This is a genomic window from Caulobacter sp. FV1ye6ST, assembly GCF_058681225.1.
The window spans coordinates 3,544,972-3,560,792 of the sequence record NZ_CM178733.1 but is presented as its reverse complement, the minus strand read 5'-3'; the positions used below and the strand labels follow the sequence as shown (position 1 = coordinate 3,560,792).

General features: G+C 67.7%; 13 protein-coding genes. 3 read left to right on the top strand and 10 right to left on the bottom strand.

All coding sequences use genetic code 11. The features are described from left to right. Nucleotides 1-83 precede the first annotated feature (83 nt). The 6 genes from ACW175_RS17215 to ACW175_RS17190 all read right to left on the bottom strand — a co-directional run bounded on the left by ACW175_RS17215 (nt 84) and on the right by ACW175_RS17190 (nt 7,290). On the bottom strand, nt 84-1,592 hold the full coding sequence (locus ACW175_RS17215; RefSeq protein WP_492101228.1) for an amidase: 1,509 nt from the start codon (nt 1,590-1,592) through the stop codon (nt 84-86). Nucleotides 1,593-1,724: 132 nt separating this feature from the next. After that, a complete protein-coding gene (locus tag ACW175_RS17210; RefSeq protein WP_492101227.1) occupies nt 1,725-2,513 on the bottom strand; it encodes a thioesterase family protein in 789 nt (262 codons plus the stop codon). 64 nt (nt 2,514-2,577) lie between these two features. Next, on the bottom strand, nt 2,578-4,239 hold the full coding sequence (locus ACW175_RS17205) for a M56 family metallopeptidase (RefSeq protein WP_492101226.1): 1,662 nt from the start codon (nt 4,237-4,239) through the stop codon (nt 2,578-2,580). Continuing rightward, nucleotides 4,236-4,622 carry a BlaI/MecI/CopY family transcriptional regulator gene (locus ACW175_RS17200; RefSeq protein ID WP_492101225.1) on the bottom strand — a complete coding sequence of 129 codons (387 nt, stop codon included), beginning with the start codon at nt 4,620-4,622 and terminating at the stop codon, nt 4,236-4,238. The genes ACW175_RS17205 and ACW175_RS17200 overlap by 4 nt, the downstream gene beginning before the upstream one ends. A gap of 97 nt (nt 4,623-4,719) precedes the next feature. Next, the gene (locus ACW175_RS17195; RefSeq protein ID WP_492101224.1) at nt 4,720-4,926 is read right to left on the bottom strand and encodes a hypothetical protein; all 207 of its coding nucleotides are present in this window, start codon (nt 4,924-4,926) and stop codon (nt 4,720-4,722) included. Nucleotides 4,927-5,073: 147 nt separating this feature from the next. Then, entirely contained in the window at nt 5,074-7,290 is a 2,217-nt protein-coding gene (locus ACW175_RS17190; RefSeq protein ID WP_492101223.1) for a S9 family peptidase, read from the bottom strand. A gap of 134 nt (nt 7,291-7,424) precedes the next feature. On the opposite strand from ACW175_RS17190, the gene ACW175_RS17185 reads away from it, so the two are divergent. Beyond that, a complete protein-coding gene (locus ACW175_RS17185; protein ID WP_492101222.1) occupies nt 7,425-7,778 on the top strand; it encodes a hypothetical protein in 354 nt (117 codons plus the stop codon). Here ACW175_RS17185 and ACW175_RS17180 read toward each other — a convergent pair. Next, nucleotides 7,775-8,644 (bottom strand): polysaccharide deacetylase family protein, encoded by an 870-nt coding sequence (locus ACW175_RS17180; RefSeq protein WP_492101221.1) that lies wholly within the window; start codon nt 8,642-8,644, stop codon nt 7,775-7,777. The two genes, ACW175_RS17185 and ACW175_RS17180, sit on opposite strands and share 4 nt — an antisense overlap. Before the next feature lie 3 nt (nt 8,645-8,647). Next, nucleotides 8,648-9,871: an SGNH/GDSL hydrolase family protein gene (locus tag ACW175_RS17175; RefSeq protein ID WP_492101220.1), complete on the bottom strand. Its 1,224-nt coding sequence runs from the start codon at nt 9,869-9,871 to the stop codon at nt 8,648-8,650. Nucleotides 9,872-10,183: 312 nt separating this feature from the next. Between ACW175_RS17175 and ACW175_RS17170 the strand changes: the two genes are divergently transcribed. Continuing rightward, on the top strand, nt 10,184-10,534 hold the full coding sequence (locus tag ACW175_RS17170) for a hypothetical protein (protein WP_492101219.1): 351 nt from the start codon (nt 10,184-10,186) through the stop codon (nt 10,532-10,534). Here ACW175_RS17170 and lepB read toward each other — a convergent pair. Next, on the bottom strand, nt 10,531-11,304 hold the full coding sequence (gene lepB / locus ACW175_RS17165) for a signal peptidase I (protein ID WP_492101218.1): 774 nt from the start codon (nt 11,302-11,304) through the stop codon (nt 10,531-10,533). The two genes, ACW175_RS17170 and lepB, sit on opposite strands and share 4 nt — an antisense overlap. 135 nt (nt 11,305-11,439) lie before the next feature. Next, the gene (locus tag ACW175_RS17160) at nt 11,440-13,824 is read right to left on the bottom strand and encodes a TonB-dependent receptor (RefSeq protein WP_492101217.1); all 2,385 of its coding nucleotides are present in this window, start codon (nt 13,822-13,824) and stop codon (nt 11,440-11,442) included. 243 nt (nt 13,825-14,067) lie between these two features. On the opposite strand from ACW175_RS17160, the gene ettA reads away from it, so the two are divergent. Continuing rightward, the gene (ettA, locus tag ACW175_RS17155) at nt 14,068-15,735 is read left to right on the top strand and encodes an energy-dependent translational throttle protein EttA (protein WP_492101216.1); all 1,668 of its coding nucleotides are present in this window, start codon (nt 14,068-14,070) and stop codon (nt 15,733-15,735) included. Nucleotides 15,736-15,821: the final 86 nt, after the last annotated feature.

The following is a 15,821-nucleotide window of genomic DNA, read 5'->3' as shown; positions in this document are numbered from 1 at the left end:
CCTCCCGTTTATATGCTTCCTTCAATTACAAACGTAATATGTCGAAAGCGGGGCGACGACAATCTCTCCGTGGGGTTGATCCGTTACGGCGCGATCGTCTTCAAGAAAGTCGGTGGTTTGCGGTGATGCGTCGCCTGCTCGTAGGCGTAGCCCAGGTTCAGCAGCAGCTTCTCGCTCCAGGCCGGGCCGATGAAGGACAGGCCGACAGGCAAGCCGGTGACGGCGCCCATCGGCACGGTCAGGTGCGGATAGCCGGCCACGGCGGGCAGGGTGGTCGACGAGCCGCCATAGTTGTCGCCGTTCAGCGGATCGATGGTCCAGGCCGGGCCGGTGGTCGGGGCGATGATCGCCACCGCGCCGGTGTCCTTCAGGATCTTGTCGATGCCTTCCGGACCGGCCAACCGCTTCGAATCCGCCAGGGCCTTCAGGTAGTCGGGATCGGAGAGGCCCTTGGTCTTCTCTGCCCGCTCGAAGCTCTCCTGGCCGAACCATTCGAACTCCTTGGGCGTCGCCTTGTTGAAGGCGATCAGGTCGGCCAGGGTGCGGCTGGGGACCTTCTTCGGATCGGTCGAGGACAGGTAGGCGGCCATGTCGGCCTTCAGTTCGGTGTAGAGCACCACGCCCTCGGCCTTGCCGATCGGGCCTTCATCGAAGTCCTTCACATCGACCAGGATCGCGCCCTGGGCCCGCAGGTCCCTCAACGCTGCCTCGAAGACCGCGTCGGTCTTGGCCGAATAGCCGGTGTAGAACCGGGCCACGGCCAGCTTGACGCCCTTCAGCGCGTCCTTGGACAGGCCAGCCGCATAGTCGGTCTTGCGGGCGTCTGCCTCCTCGGTCGCGGGATCGGCGGGGTCGCTGCCGGCGATGATGGTCAGGACCTTGGCGGCGTCCTCGACCGTTGTGGTCATCGGGCCGGCGGTGTCCTGGCTATGGCTGATCGGCACGATATGGGTGCGCGAGACCAGGCCCACGGTCGGCTTCAGGCCCACCAGACCGTTGATCGCCGCCGGGCAGGTGATCGAGCCGTCCGTTTCGGTGCCGATGGCCAGCGGGGCCAGGCCCGCCGCCACCGCCGCGCCCGAGCCGCTGGACGAGCCGCAGGCGCTACGGTCCAGGACGTAGGGATTGCGCACCGTGCCGCCGACGGCGCTCCAACCGCTGATCGACTTGCCCGAGCGGATATTGGCCCATTCCGATAGGTTGGCCTTGCCCAGCATGACCAGGCCGGCGTCGCGAAGGCGCTTGGCGATGGGCGCGTCACGGCCGGTGACATTGTCCTTCAGCGCTAGGGAGCCGGCGGTCGTCGGCAGCGGGGCGGCGCTCTCGATATTGTCCTTCAGCAGGATCGGCGCGCCGTGCAGGTTCGATCGGATCTTGCCGGCCTTGCGTTCGGCGTCCAGGGCACGGGCGTCGGCCAGGGCGTCCGGGTTGGTGGCGATCACCGCGTGCAGGGTTGGGTTCTTGTCGTTGATGACCGCGAGATAGGCCTTGGTCGCCTGTTCGGCGGTCTGGGCTTGCGCGGTTCCGGAGAGCAGGGCGACGGCGGCGGCGCCGGCCAAATACGCGGAAGGGAGGCAGGCGAACTTGGTCATGGACGTTTCCCCGAATTCGAACCGCGACCGTGGCCCGAAACCTCGCCCTTCGACAAGCTCAGGGTGAGGTTTCTATCGAGCGGCTCGGAAGTAGCTCTCACCCTGAGCTTGTCGAAGGGCGAGGGCGGCCCCTCAGACGAAGACCGCCACGTTCTGGCGCGCCAGGACCAGCGGGCGGCCGGTCCTGTCCCAGAGGTGCATTTCCTGAGTGGAGTAGCCTTCGCCGATGGTCTCGGCCTTGGTGCGCAGCAGGCGCCAGCCGTCGTCGTCTTCACCCGGCAGATCGACCACGTCCAAGGCCCAGGTCATGGTCGAGATTGGCCCGAACTGGGTGAACAGGGCCATGGCTGGGGGCGGTGGCATGTCGGCCAGGGCGATCAGGGCCGAAAGCGAACGGGCCGAGGGATCGCGGTGACGGATCCACAGCAGGTATTCGGGCTCTCCGCCGGCCAGCGGCCGCGTGCCGCCCGCCTTGCGCACCTCGAACTGGGCCGAGAAGTGCGGCGCGCCCTGGCGGCTTTCCGGGAAGAAGGATTCGCAGGCCTCGGGCGCGGCGACGTCCGGGGCAGGAACCTCGCTGTACGACAGCGTCGAGGCTCGCGCCGCGCCGAAGGTCAGGACACCGTGGGTGGCCACGCCCTGCTCACCGACCAGGTCGACGGAGACGAACAGGGTCGACTTGCCCTGGCGCAGCGGCTTGACCTTGATCGCCAACTCTCCGGAGGCCGGGCCGACGAAGGCGAACTGGGCCGAGCGCAGGGGCGGCGCCTCCGGAAAGGTCCGCAAGGCGGCCTCGACGCAGAGCGCCGCCGACAGGCCGCCATAGGTGGTGCGGCCCTGTTTCCAGTCATCTGTGACGAAGGCGGAAAAGCCGGACTCGGTGGCGGCGACGGCGGCGATCAGGTCGGTGTAGAGCGTCATGCGAAAGAGGTTCGTTTTCTTTCGCTACGGAAGTCAAGCGCCGTTCTGGCCACGGATCGCGGGTTTAGCTTGGCTTGCGCGAACGGGCTTCCAGCTCATCGGCGCGGCGCTCCATGTCCGCGGCCTTTTCCGGCAGTTTGTCGGCCAGATCGCGCAGTTCAGCGTCAGTGACGATGCCGCCACGTTCGCGGTTCTCGGCGATCTGCTTGGCGCGATAGGCCGGGTCGCGCAGGCGGACGGCTTCCTCGCGCATCTGCTGGGCGCCGCGCCGCATCTGCACGGCGCCATTGGACATGTGAATGCGGGCGTTGGCGACCTGGCGCATCGCCTGCTCGCGCGCCCGTTCGCCGATGATGCGAGCCTGCTCGCCGGCGAGGCGGGCCTGCTCGGCGCCGATCCGCGCGCCCTCGGCGGCCTGGCGGGCGATGTCGGCCTGGGCGCGCGCCACGTCCGAGAGGCGACGGGCTTCGTCGGCGCGGGCACGGCTTTCGTCACCGCGGCGACGCTCGATATCGGCTTCGATACGCGCCTGTTCGGCCTCCTGGCGCGCCTGGTCGGCCTCGGCGCGCGCCTGGTCGGCGGCGGCCTGCTCGGCGGGCGTGGCGACGCGGTAATAGCTGTAGACGTAGCCATGCTTGGCTGCGGGGGGCGGCGGCGCGGGAGGGGCGGGAACCTCGGCTGGCGGCGCGGGCGGCGCGGGCGGAGCCGGAGGGGCGGCCATCCGCGCGGGCGGCGCCGGGGGCGCCGGAGGCGGCGGCGGGGCGACCCATTCCTGATGCGTCAGGCCCAGGGCGGCTAGCGGCGTGGCGACGGCGGCCAGGGCGAGGACGCTGAGGGCGACCGTCAACGGGCGGCGGCGTGAAGCGGTGTCGGTCATGATGTGGGCGATCCTTGTCTTCAGCGTGCGGGCGCTGGCGGCCATCGCGGTTGCGGGCTGAGGTCCGGCCAGGCGGGCGGGATGATGGGCGGCCAGACGCACCAGCGTCCGGGCATAGAGGGCGCGGTCGACGGTCTCGAGCGCGATGGCGTCGGCGGTCTCTTCCGAGCGTTCGGCCAGCACGGCGTGCAGGCGCCAGACCAGCGGGTTGAACCAGAACACCGCCAAGGCCAGGCGGGACAGGACCAGAAAGATCCAGTCCTGGCGGCGCAGGTGGGCCAGTTCGTGGGCCAGGATGGCGCGGGCGGCGTGCCGCTCGTCCAGGCTGGCGGGGTCGACGACGATGAAGCCGGGCGCGACGCCCCAGCTCAGCGGACTGCTGATACGCTCGCTGGCGATCAGGCGCGGACGCTCTTCCTCGGGCGACAGGTCTTCCAGCGGTTCCAGCCAGGCCTCGTGCTCGACCGGACGGCCCTGGCGGGTCCAGCGGTCGAGAGTCTGAAGGCCCAGAAGCAGTTGGCCGATCACGGCGGCCACGCCCAGCAGCCACAGGCCGCCGACCAGATTGGCCGAGGGCGGCCAGGACAGGGCGGCTGGGGGCGGCGCGGCGGCGTTGGCCATTGCCGCGCCTTCCACCGGGAAGTAAGGCGCGATCGGCGGCAGCAGGGCCAGGTCCAGCGCCGGCAGCACGTTCATGATCACGGGGATGGCCAGCAGCAGGCCAACCGTGGCGCGCAGGATGTCCACGCGGTCGACGGGGCGCTGGGCCAGGAAGCGGGCGCAGGCCAGGCCCGCGCCGGCGACGACGCTGGACTTGACCAGCAGCGAAAGGAGAAGCGTCCAGGTCACGAGCGATCCTCCGCTGGCCGCTCCACGGCCTTGTCGATGACCCGCTCCAGGGCGGCGGCTTCCTCGGTGGTCAGCCGCTGGCCCAGGCCCAGAAGGGCGGTGGCGGCGCTGGCGGCCGAGCCGGCGAAGAAGGTGTCGATGACGCGCTTCAGCGCGCTGGCCGCGACGGCCTCGGGGCGAGGGGCGGGGCGGTAGACGAAGCCGTCGGGACTAGCCTCGCGCTCGACCAGGCCCTTGGCCTCCAGCCGCGAGAGCATGGTGCGGATAGCCGAGTCGCTGATCGGGTCGGACAGAGCGCCGCGTACGTCGGCGACGGCGCCGGTCTCCAGGCGACAGAGGGTCTCGAAGACCTCGCGTTCGCGTCGGGGCAGGGATTCGATCATGGCGGCTTCCGCTATCCGGTGTCCGCTACATGTGTAGCGCTACGTTTGTAGCGCGCCTAGCCCGCGATGCGTGAATTCGGTGTAATGTCGAAAGCGCCTAGTGCAGCGTCGTACTGGCCAGCATCCAGTTGGAGAACGTGCGGTTGTCCCGTTCGTCGCGCTGTTCTTCCAGTCCCATCTCTTCCAGCATGATCGCCGCCAGAAGCCATTCCTCGAGTTCCGAGGCCGAGGCGCGGCCGTCCTCGAGCGCTTCCTTCACGGTCGCGATCAACTGCTCGATGGCTTCGTCGGTCGTCTTCGCCACAACGCGCTCCTCGGGAGTTCACTGTGGCGGAACGTAGAGGGTGGTTCGCGGTTCAGGCCTGCGACAAAGCGGCATGCGGGTGGCGCATTGAGTCGCAGGCGCCTCGCGCGACCCTTTTGTGAGGGGGGCGCGCGAGGGGCTTGGAGCCTACTGGCCCTTCAGCTTGCGGTCGAAGAACTCCAGGTGCGTGTTCAGCACGCTGAGGCCCTTGGTCTTGCTGCCCGGCGCGCTGTGACGCTCGCCGGGGTACAGCGCCATCTCGAACGGGATGGCCTTCTTCTGCAGAGCCGCGATGACGCGGGTGCTGTTCTCGAAGATCACGTTGTCGTCGGCCATGCCGTGCAGCAGCAGCAGGCTGCCGGGCTTCAGCTTGTCGAGACGGGTGTTGATGTCCGAATAGGCGTAGCCGGCCTTGTTGTCGGCGGGTGTGCCCATGTAGCGCTCGGTATAGGCCGTGTCGTAGAGCCCCCATTCGGTCGGCGGGGCCCCGGCCGCGCCGGCCTTGAACGGGGTGTTGTCGGCGGTCAGCAGCATCAGGGTCATGAAGCCGCCGTACGACCAGCCCATCACCCCCAGCTTGTCGGGATCGACATAGGGCAGGCTCTGCAGGAACTTGGCGCCCTGCAGCTGGTCCTGGACCTCCACCGTGCCGAGGTTGCGGTCCAGGGCGCGCTTGAAGGCCGCCGAGCGGTTGCCGCTGCCGCGGTTGTCCAGCTTGAAGACGACATAGCCGGCTTCGAGATAGGTCCGCTCTGAAGCGCTGTGCCAGGCCCTGGTGACCTTCTGGGCATGCGGGCCGCCATAGACCGAGACGATGGCCGGATACTTCTTGGCCGGATCGAAGCCGATCGGCTTGAGAATCTCGTAATACAAGGCCGCGCCGTCGGGGGCCATCAGCGAACCGTACTCCGGAACGGGCAAGGTCGAGGCGTAAGGCCAGTAGGCGTGACCCTCGGCCAGCTTGTTCTCTTCGATCCAGCGGACTCGCTTGCCGTTGGCCGAATAGAGCGCGGTCCGCGGCGGCGTCTTGGGATCGCTGTAGGCGCCGGCGAAGGCGCCGCCCGCGTCGGCGACCTTGGCCGACCACCAGCCGCCGCTCGAGGTCAGGGCCTTGGGTTGCCCGGGCTTGGCGTAGGAGACCTCATAGATGCGGCGCTCCAGCGGGCTGTCCATCGAGGCGCCGAAGATGGCGACCTCGCGGGCCTCGTCGACGCCTTCCAGCTTGTCGACCGGCCAGTCGCCCTTGGTGATCTGGGCGATCAGCTTGCCGTCGGCGGCGTAGCGGTAGAGGTGGCTGTTGCCGTCCCGCTCCGAGCCCCACAGGAAGGTCCCGTCCTGCAACGCCCGGAAGTTGTCGAGCAGCTCGATGAAACGCGCATCCGTCTCGGTCAGAATGGTCTTGCCGGCCCCCGTGGCTGGGTCGAAGGCGATCAGGTCCAGGGTCTTCTGGTCGCGCGACAGGCGCTGGACGTAGACGGTCTTGCCGTCCTGGGCCCAGGCGACGCGGGCGACATAGATGTCCTTGTTCGTACCCAGGTCCAGCTGGACCACCTTGCCCGAAGCCAGGTCGCGGACGAACAGGTCGACCACGGCGTTGGGGCGGCCGGCGCGCGGATAGCGCTGGTTGACCACCGTGGCGCCGGTCGGGCCGATGTCGGCGCGCGGCACGATGTCGACGCCGTTCTCGTCGACGCGGGCATAGACGATGTGGGCTTCGTCCGGACTCCACCAGTAGCCAGTGGCGCGCGAGAGTTCTTCCTGGGCGATGAACTCGGCGACGCCGAACGACAGGGCGTCCTTGCCCTCGGTGGTCAGGGCCTTCTCCGGCCCGCCGGCAACCGGCTTGATGTAGAGGTTCTGGTCGCGGACATAGCTGACATACGCGCCCTTGGGCGAGACCTTGGCGTCGACCTCGTCGCCCGGGGTTTCGGTCAGGCGGGTGACCTTGCCGTCGGCGATGCTGTCCAGATAGAGGTCGCCGTCCAGCGGGACGAGGATGAAGCGGCCCTGCTTGTCCCAGCTGTATTCGACGATGCCGCGGGCCGAGACGCGGGCGCGTTCGCGGCGGGCCTTCTCGGCTTCCGACAGCTCCTTGGCGCCCGATGACAGGGTCGCCGAGTCGATCAGGCGATAGGGCTCGCCGCCCTTCACGTCGGCCGCCCATAGATCCTGGACATTGGCCGCCTCGGCCTTGCCCTTCAGATAGGTGACGCGCTTGCCGTCCGGCGATAGCGCCACGCCCTTGGCCGTCGGACCGCTGAGGCTGGGATCGGCGAAGACGCGCTGCGGGGTGAGTTTTTCCGCCATGGCAGGGGTGGTGAGGGCGAGGACGGCCGCGAGCGCCGTGAGCGAGGGCTTGATCATGGCGCGGGACGCTATGCGGGAGCGTGGCCGTTGTCAGCAGCGAAGTTGTTTCGGGGTTGAAACGCGGGCCGGCGTATCGAAGTTGGCGTGCACGGTGTAGGTTGCGGACCTCTTTTCCGGTTGTGGAGTGCCCCGTGCGGAGTATCTGGGACAGGGCCGTGATGTGGTGGCGGTTCAACGATATTCTCGGCGGCGTTATCCTGCTGGGCGTCGCGTCGGCGATGCTCGCGGCGGTCTACCTCGGGCTTTCAATTGGCCGTGCGCCGGCCATGAAGGCGACTGGTGTGGTGACAGGCTATTGGGGTCGAGAGAGCCAAACCGGAAGCCGCCGGGGGATATTGGTGCGTCTAGCCGACGGGCGGATCGCCCAATTGGCTCAGCCGGCGCGTGACGACTGCGAGGTGGGCGACAGCATCGACGTCTGGGACCAGCAGACGATTCTGGCGCGCCGGGTGCTGCCTCGAACCCAAAGCTGCCTAAAACCCTAGCGGCATATTTCGCCCAGCGCCTTCACATCCACCGGATCTGGCGGGACCTGCAGGCCTTTGGCCTTCAGGGCGTTCTCCAGCGTGGTCGGCTCGGGCGGCAGGCCGGGGGCGAGGTCGGTGCGGTAGAACGGGTGCTTCTCGGCCTTCGCCAGCGTCGTGAAGCCGAAGCCTCGATCCTGGTAGAGCTTGTAGAGGCGCGGGGCCATGCGGGCGTCGAAGGCGCCGGCGTGCATCAGCAGGACGTAGGGGATGTCCTTGCCGTAGAGCGTCTTGCTCATCGCTCGGGCGCGGTCGGCGACGGCGGCCGCGCCGGCCAGGTAGCGCGTCTCCAGCTCGGCGATCGCGGCTTGGTCGCCCTTGGCCACGCACCGGGCGTAGGGCTCGTTATAGGCATAGTCGGCAAAGCTCATCGTCACGCTGGCGATCTTGTAGTGGTTGTCGGCCAGCCAGGCGCGGACGGTCAGGCGCTTCTCCAGCGTCTCGCCCTCGGCGAGGTAGGGATAGCGCAGCCAGCGCCAGTCTTCCTGGCCCATCAGGTCACGAAGCAGCGGCTCGTTCCGGGCGATCTCGGCCGTGTACTGCTCGGCCGTGGCGGTGGCGATGTGGCGATGCGACCACGTGTGGTTGCCCAGCGGCTGGCCGGCCGCGCGCCACATCTTCAGCACCGGGGTCGAGTCGGGTTCGCTCGCGGTCGGCGCGGCTTGGGCGCCGTTGATGAAGCCGAACGCGGGGGCCTTGGCGTCGGCGGCGGCCTTCAGCAGGTCGGCGGCGATCTGGACGCGGGTGACGCCGGGCGGCAGGGCGCTGTGGGCTGGCAGGTCGTCCCAGGTGAAAGCGATGACCGGCGGCGGGCTAGCGGCGATCATGGCTCAGTTTCCGAACAGGCTCAGCGGAACCGCGTCCGCCATGGCCTTGTAGCCCGCCATGTTCGGATGCAGTCCGTCATTGTCGTAGGCGGCCAGCAGGTGGGTCGGGTTGGCGGGGTCGCGCAGGGCCTTGTCCCAGTCGATGACGCCGTCGAAGTTCCCGGGGGCGCGGATCCAGGCGTTGATCGCCTGGCGGTCGGTCTCGCTCTCGGGGCCGGGGTGGTAATAGGCCGAGCGGCCATAGGGCAGGATGGTCGCGCCGATCACCTTGATCCCCCGGCCGTGGGCGCGGTCAATCATCTGGCGGTAGCCGGCGATGACCTGCTCGACCAGGGCCTTGTGCGCTTCGGGCGTGGCGGGCGCCTCTCGGGTCAGGGTTCCCAGGTCGTTGACCCCTTCCAGCAGCACCACATGGGTGACGCCGGCCTGGGAGAGGACGTCGCGCTCGAACCGCGCCAGAGCGTTGGGACCCAGGCCGTCCAGCAGCACGCGGTTACCGCCGATGCCGAGGTTCAGCAGGCCGATGTTCTTGCCCTTGAGCCGCGCGGTCAGGGCGTCGGTCCAGCGCAGGTTGGTGTTGGGCTGGACGCCGTAGCCGTCTGTGATGCTGTCGCCCAGCGCCACGATCGCGCGAGCCTTGGCCGAGACCACGTCGACGCTGGAGATCTGCAGCCAGCGGTCGGCGGTCTTGGCGCCGGGCAGGTCGGCGGCTGCCACGTGGTCGCCGGCCAGGACGTAGGAGGTCGCTCGCGAACCCGGATGGCCGGTCTGGACGCTGGGCGCGGCGGCGTAGTGGAGGCTGATCGCCAGCGAGGTCAGCGGCGCGACCTTCAGGCTCACCGGATCGGACCAGTAGTCGGCGCCGGCGGGAATGGTCACCTCCGCGCGGCCGGAGAAGGTGAGGGCGCGGTCGGTGGCCGGGTCTATGCGAGCGCTGGCCAGGTCGGCCGACACCGCGACGTGGGCCGCCTTGATCGTCAGGGGCTGGGTCCCGAAGGCGTTCGACAGCCGCACCCGCAGCGTCTCACCGCCCAGGGTCAGGCGCACGACCTGACGCAAGGTGGCGTCGGGATAGTCCTCGGCGGCGAGGCGATTCTTCTCGTCCGGGGCCATCTGAGCGCTGGCCCAGGCGCCGACCCAGCGGGCGCTCTTGGGCGACTCGGCATGAGCCGGAAAAGCGAGGGCCAGTGCGGCCCCGAACACGGCCAGCCGCGCGAGCATCTTCATCGACGTTTCTCCCCACTCCGAACTTGCTGCGTCGGTAGCGGTAACATTGGTATGACCTCTCGCCACCGTCGTAAAGCGCCGCTGTGGCCGAACGATCGCAAGGCGTAGATGCGGCAGGCCGTCGCGTCTGTCGGAAAAGGGTTGCGCTCTCCGGAGTGTTAGCGCTATCAGAGATCCGTGAGGCGCCGAGCGCCTCTGCCCTTCCTGGGCGTTTCCTCCCTATTGACTTCAAGCCCGGTCGTTTGGCCGGGCTTTCTTTTTGCGCGTCACGAAAGATGATAGCCAGGGACGAACGTCGCGAGGTGTCCCCCTATGACCGCTGGCAAGCCCAAGAAGAGCGAAGTGCTCGAGGTCCGTCTGCCCTACCAGACCAAGACCGCCTTCATGGCCCGCTGCCGCGAGACAGACCGCACGGCCAGCGAGGTGGTGCGAATCTTCATCGACCAGGAACTCAACGGACGCGCTGTCAGGCCGCGTACGCACAGCCCGGTCTGGCGCGCCCCCTTGGGACGTCTTCTGGCGGCCGCGCTCGCGGGCCTGGCCGTCGGCGCGGTGGCCGCGCCCTCGCTCGCCCGTCCGACCACGCCCTCGCACGCGGCCTTCGAGCGGCTGGACGCCAACCACGACGGCAATCTGAGCTTCGAGGAATTTAGCGGGCGCTAACGGATCGGCTTCAGCAGCCGGTCCCATTGCAGGTCCAGCCACGTCCACGGCTTGAACAGCGACGCGCCCTGTCGCCAAGACACCAGCACGAACTTCGCGCGGCCGACCAGGTTCTCCGCCGGCAGCAGGCCGACCCCGCCGTCTGACGGGGCGAAGCGGCTGTCGAGCGAGTTGTCGCGGTTATCGCCCATCACGAAATACTGGCCCGCCGGCACCAGATACACGCCGGTGTCGTCGCCCGGCTGGCCGGGGCCGCCGTCATAGGTGACATAGGCGCGGCCGTTCGGCGTCCGCTCGCCCACTCGCAGGACGGTGCGGTCTGGCGCGTCGTGGTCCTGGGTCATGCCCATGGGCGTCTGGGGAATAGCCACGCCGTTGACCAACACCTGTCCGCTTCGCACACGGATGCGGTCCCCCGGCAGACCGATCACGCGCTTGATCCAGGTCTGGGAAGGATCGCGCGGCAGGCGGAACACCACCACGTCGCCGCGCTGGGCCATGCGCTCCAGGAACCGGCCCTTGAACAGCGGCGGATTGAGCGGGAGCGAGGCCCGGCTCCAACCATACGACGACTTGGAGACCACGATATAGTCGCCGGTCACCAGTCCCGGCTCCATCGAGGATGAGGGGATGGTGAAGGGCTGGAAGATCACGACCCGCAAGGTCAGCGCGATGGCCAGAGCGAAGCCCACGGTGCGGAGGATTTCGACGAACTCGCGCCAGGCGCTGGCCGAGGTCGGGGCGGTGTCGGGGGAGGGGTTGTCGGTCATGTCTCGACCAGGCCTCGCGTCAGCCGCCAGCGCCAGCGAAGGCCTGTCCGGACGTCCGGGAATTCGTGTCCGGACATGAAGAAAGGGCCGGGAGACAGGCTCCCGGCCCTCGCGCCTTCAAACCGATCGAAGGGCCTAGAAGCGCTTCTTGATCGTCAGGTAGGCCTGACGCGGGGCGCCCGGCAGCAGGGTCATGGCCGTGCCGGCGCGGTCGGCCTTGGAGGCCCCGCCGGAACCGACCGTCGAGATGTAGTCCTCGTCGTTCAGGTTGGTGACGTTGCCCTGGATCTCCAGGCCGCGCAGCATCGGGGCGGCGCTGTCGCTGAAGCGATAGCCAACCGTCAGGTCCGCGACCGTATAGCCGTCGACCTTGCCGCCGTCGTTCTCGAACGTGTACCAGCGCGAGCCGACATACGAGAGACCGGCGCGGGCATAGAGTCCGCCGTTGTCGTACTTCAGTTCGGCCTTCAGCAGGTTCTTGGGCGTGTAGATCACGTCCTTGCCCTTGGTCTTCATGGCCACCAGGCCGCCGGCGCCCGGGACGTCGTCGTCGTACTTGGAGTCGTTATAGCTGTACGAGCCGTACAGCGACCACTCGTCCGTCATGCGGAATTCGCCGGCGACTTCGACACCCTTGGTCGTGACCGAGCCGACGTTCGACAGCACGGCCGGCAGGCCCAGGATCGGCGGAGCCGTCGAGGCGCTGTCCAGGCGGTTATCGAACTTGACGTGGTAGAGAGCCGCCACGCCCTGGAAGCGGCTGGTCTTGAGGCGCAGGCCGCCCTCGAAGGTCTTCGAGGTTTCCGGCTTCAGGTTCTTGGCGACGTAGTCGACGACCGTCTGGTTCTGCGAGGCGAAGGGACCCGAGGTCGCGGCCGAGACGAAGGCGGCCATGTTCTCGGTATAGCCGCCGAACACTTCGACGCCGTTGTCCAGGCTGTAGACGGCGCCGACCTGGGGCAGGAAGCTGTCCTTGCTCTCGATCTTGCCGTTCATCTTGCCGACGATCGACTTGACCTCGTTCTCGACCTTCATGGCCTTGAAGCCGAAGTTGACCTTGAACGCGTCGGTCATCGACCAGACGTCCTGCAGGTAGCCGGTCGTGGTCTTGGTGTTGAACTTGTATTCCCACGAGGTCGTGAACGGGTTGGACTGGAAGTCCAGCGGGTCACGCGACGGGGCCGCCAGAGTCTCGGCGTAGAAGCGACGCGCCTGGGCGAAGTCGTTATCCTCGTGCCAGAAGCCGGCGCTGATCTGGTGGCTGGACAGGTCGACGACCAGGTTGCCGATCAGGCCCTTGCGGTTGATGTCGTACTCGGTGGTGCGGATCGACAGCGGGGCGGCCGTCGAGCCCGCCGTGCCGTAGCCGGGGCTGACGGTGTAGGGCGTGTACCACAGGCCCTGGCCCTTGTTCTTGTGGCCGTAGCCGGTCAGATCGACGCGGACGTTGTCGCCGATCTTCTGCTTCAAGGTGGCGGCGAACAGGTCGTCGTCACGGATGCCGGCGCCGGCGTAGTAGGCGTCGTCCGGCGTGTCGACGCCGTAGGCGCGGTAGGGGTTCACGCCCGCGCCGGTCCAGTAGCCGCCGTTCAGCAGCGGCGTTGCGCCGGCGTAGTTGGCCGGGTTGTTCAGCACGGCGGCGACGCCGACGGCCTTGGCCCAGTCGGGCTGGAAGTTGTCGAAGTCGCGGCCCAGGCGCTTGATCATGTCGAACGACATGTCCTGGTAGTCCTGCTCGCGGCGTTCCGAGTGATCCCACCAAGCGGTCAGCGAGCCGGTTTCGCCCAGCGGCAGCTCGACCTTGCCATCGATCTGCAACTGCTTCTGCTTGGAGCCGCCCTTCCACTTATCGGCCTGCTGTTCGGCGACGGACAAATAGCCCTTCAGACCGTTCAGGCCTTCGATTGCGCCGGTGTCCAGGCGACCGAACACGCGGTGCATGTTGTCCGAGCCGACCGTGGCGTTGGCCTGCAGGCCGAAGTCATCGGTCGGGCTACGCGAGAAGAACTGCAGCGTGCCGCCCAGGTTCGAGGTCGAGGCGGTCGACAGGGCGCCGGCGCCCTGGGCCAGCTCGATCTTGCCAATGTCCTCGCTGGCGATGGCGCGGCTGATGTGCAGGCCGTTGTAGTTGCCGTAGCTCATGTCGCCCAGCGGCACGCCGTCCAGGGTGAAGCCCAGGCGGCTCTGGTCGAAGCCGCGGATCGAGATGCGGGTCGACCACTCGTACGCGCCGAAGGCGTCGGCCGACTGGAACGACACGCCGGGAAGCTTCTCGATGGCCTTCAGCGGGCTGGAGCCAGCGGCCTGCAGGGCGACCTGCTGCTCGTTGACGGTCTGGACCTGGCGGCTCTCGCCACGGCCCAGGACGATGATCGCGTCGACTTCGGCGTTTTCGGGCGCGACGGCCGGAGCGGGGGCGGCGTCGGCGGCGGGCTTCACGGCGTCGGCGGCGAAGGCCGGGTTCGCGAACAGGCCGAGCGCGCAGGCGGCGGCGCTCAGCAACAAGGCGTGCTTTTTCATGACTGTCCCCAATCCGGCCCGAAACAGAAGGGGAGGGGCCGGTTGGGAGCTTGCGGTAACAGCGGTCGACGACGGCGAGGCGACGGGGCTGTGTCGACTGTTCGACAGTCTGAAGACCGAACGATGACGGGTGCGCGCTCGCGATCCGGCCGTCCGCGACCCGCCGCGATTGCGCGAAGCGCTCCGGACCGCTATTTCAGCGCCCAATCCCCGAAACCCTCGTCCAGCGAGAACGCGAGCCTCATGGCGCAGCAATATATTTTCCAGATGCAGGGCCTGACCAAGGCCTATCCCGGCGGCAAGAAGGTCTTCGAGAACATCTGGCTGTCGTTCTATTCCGACGCCAAGATCGGCGTGGTCGGCGTCAACGGCTCGGGTAAGTCGACCCTGCTGAAGGTGATGGCCGGCCTGGACCAGGAGTTCTCGGGCGAGGCCAAGGCCGCTGAAGGCATCCGCCGTGGCTACCTTCCGCAGGAGCCAGTGCTCGACCCGACGCTGGACGTCTGGGGCAACGTCATCGCCGACTGCGAAGACAAGCAGATCTTCGACAAGTACAACGCCCTCGCGGCTCAGCTTGGTGAGGAATACACCGACGAGCTGATGGAGGAGATGACCAAGCTCCAGGAGATCATCGACGCCCGCGACCTGTGGGACATCGACTCCAAGGTCGAGATGGCCATCGACGCCCTGCGCTGCCCGCCGAACGACGCCAACATCGAGAGCCTGTCGGGCGGTGAAAAGCGCCGCATCGCGCTGGCGCGCCTGCTGCTCAGCAAGCCCGACATCATGCTGCTCGACGAACCGACGAACCACCTGGACGCCGAGTCGGTGGCCTGGCTGCAGCACCACCTGGAAAACTTCCCGGGCTGCGTCATCCTGGTGACCCACGATCGCTACTTCCTGGATCAGGTCACCAAGTGGACCCTGGAACTCGATCGCGGCAAGGGCATCCCCTACGAGGGCAACTACTCCGGCTGGCTGGAGCAGAAGCAGAAGCGGGTCGTCCAGGAACAGTCGGAATCCGAATCCCGCCAGCGCGCCCTGACCCGCGAACTGGAATGGGTCCGCAGCTCGCCCAAGGCCCGTCAGTCCAAGTCGAAGGCCCGTCTGGCGAGCTACGAGGAAATGGTCGCCGCGCAAGAGAACGCTCGCGCCGCCCAGACCCACGCCCACATCCAGATCCCGCCCGGCCCGCGCCTGGGCAACCTGGTGCTGGAAGTCGAGGGTCTGGAAAAGGAATACGGCGACAAGGTGCTGTTCAAGGACCTGTCGTTCCGCCTGCCGCCGAACGGCATCGTCGGCGTCATCGGCCCGAACGGCGCCGGCAAGTCTACCCTGTTCAAGCTGATCACCGGCCGCGAGCAGCCCGACGGCGGTACGGTCAAGGTCGGTGAGACGGTGAAGCTGTCGTACGTCGACCAGTCGCGCGATGCGCTCGACCCGAACAAGACCATCTGGCAGGAGATCAGCGGCGGCACCGACGTGATGATCGTCGGCAAGCGCGAGATCAACAGCCGCGCCTATGTCGGCTCGTTCAACTTCAAGGGCGGCGATCAGCAGAAGAAGGTCGGCCTGCTGTCGGGCGGTGAGCGAAATCGCGTCCACCTGGCCAAGACCCTGGCCACCGGCGGCAACCTGCTGCTGCTCGACGAACCGACCAACGACCTGGACATCGAAACCCTGCAGGCCCTGGAAGAGGCGCTCGAAGAGTTCGCCGGCTGCGCAGTGGTCATCAGCCACGATCGCTGGTTCCTGGACCGCCTCGCGACCCACATCCTGGCCTTCGAAGGCGACAGCCACGTCGAATGGTTCGAGGGCAACTTCGAGATGTACGAGGAAGACAAGAAGCGCCGCCTCGGCGCCGACAGCCTCATTCCGAAGCGCATCAAGTTCCAGAAGTTCGCGCGGTAACTGGCGGATCGACGACGGAAAATGGAGGGCGGCGGGAGGGATCCCGCCGCCCTTTCTCGTGGGCGACGGCTAGGTCGACGCCATTC

What these genes read in the sequence shown, in the direction of transcription:
- ACW175_RS17210 (WP_492101227.1), bottom strand. Translation starts at nt 2,513, where the DNA reads ATGACGCTCTACACCGACCTGATCGCCGCCGTCGCCGCCACCGAGTCC.
- ACW175_RS17180 (WP_492101221.1), bottom strand. Translation starts at nt 8,644, where the DNA reads ATGATCGCCGCTAGCCCGCCGCCGGTCATCGCTTTCACCTGGGACGAC.
- ettA (WP_492101216.1), top strand. Translation starts at nt 14,068, where the DNA reads ATGGCGCAGCAATATATTTTCCAGATGCAGGGCCTGACCAAGGCCTAT.
- ACW175_RS17200 (WP_492101225.1), bottom strand. Translation starts at nt 4,622, where the DNA reads ATGATCGAATCCCTGCCCCGACGCGAACGCGAGGTCTTCGAGACCCTC.
- ACW175_RS17190 (WP_492101223.1), bottom strand. Translation starts at nt 7,290, where the DNA reads ATGATCAAGCCCTCGCTCACGGCGCTCGCGGCCGTCCTCGCCCTCACC.
- ACW175_RS17160 (WP_492101217.1), bottom strand. Translation starts at nt 13,824, where the DNA reads ATGAAAAAGCACGCCTTGTTGCTGAGCGCCGCCGCCTGCGCGCTCGGC.
- ACW175_RS17175 (WP_492101220.1), bottom strand. Translation starts at nt 9,871, where the DNA reads ATGAAGATGCTCGCGCGGCTGGCCGTGTTCGGGGCCGCACTGGCCCTC.
- ACW175_RS17215 (WP_492101228.1), bottom strand. Translation starts at nt 1,592, where the DNA reads ATGACCAAGTTCGCCTGCCTCCCTTCCGCGTATTTGGCCGGCGCCGCC.
- ACW175_RS17170 (WP_492101219.1), top strand. Translation starts at nt 10,184, where the DNA reads ATGACCGCTGGCAAGCCCAAGAAGAGCGAAGTGCTCGAGGTCCGTCTG.
- lepB (WP_492101218.1), bottom strand. Translation starts at nt 11,304, where the DNA reads ATGACCGACAACCCCTCCCCCGACACCGCCCCGACCTCGGCCAGCGCC.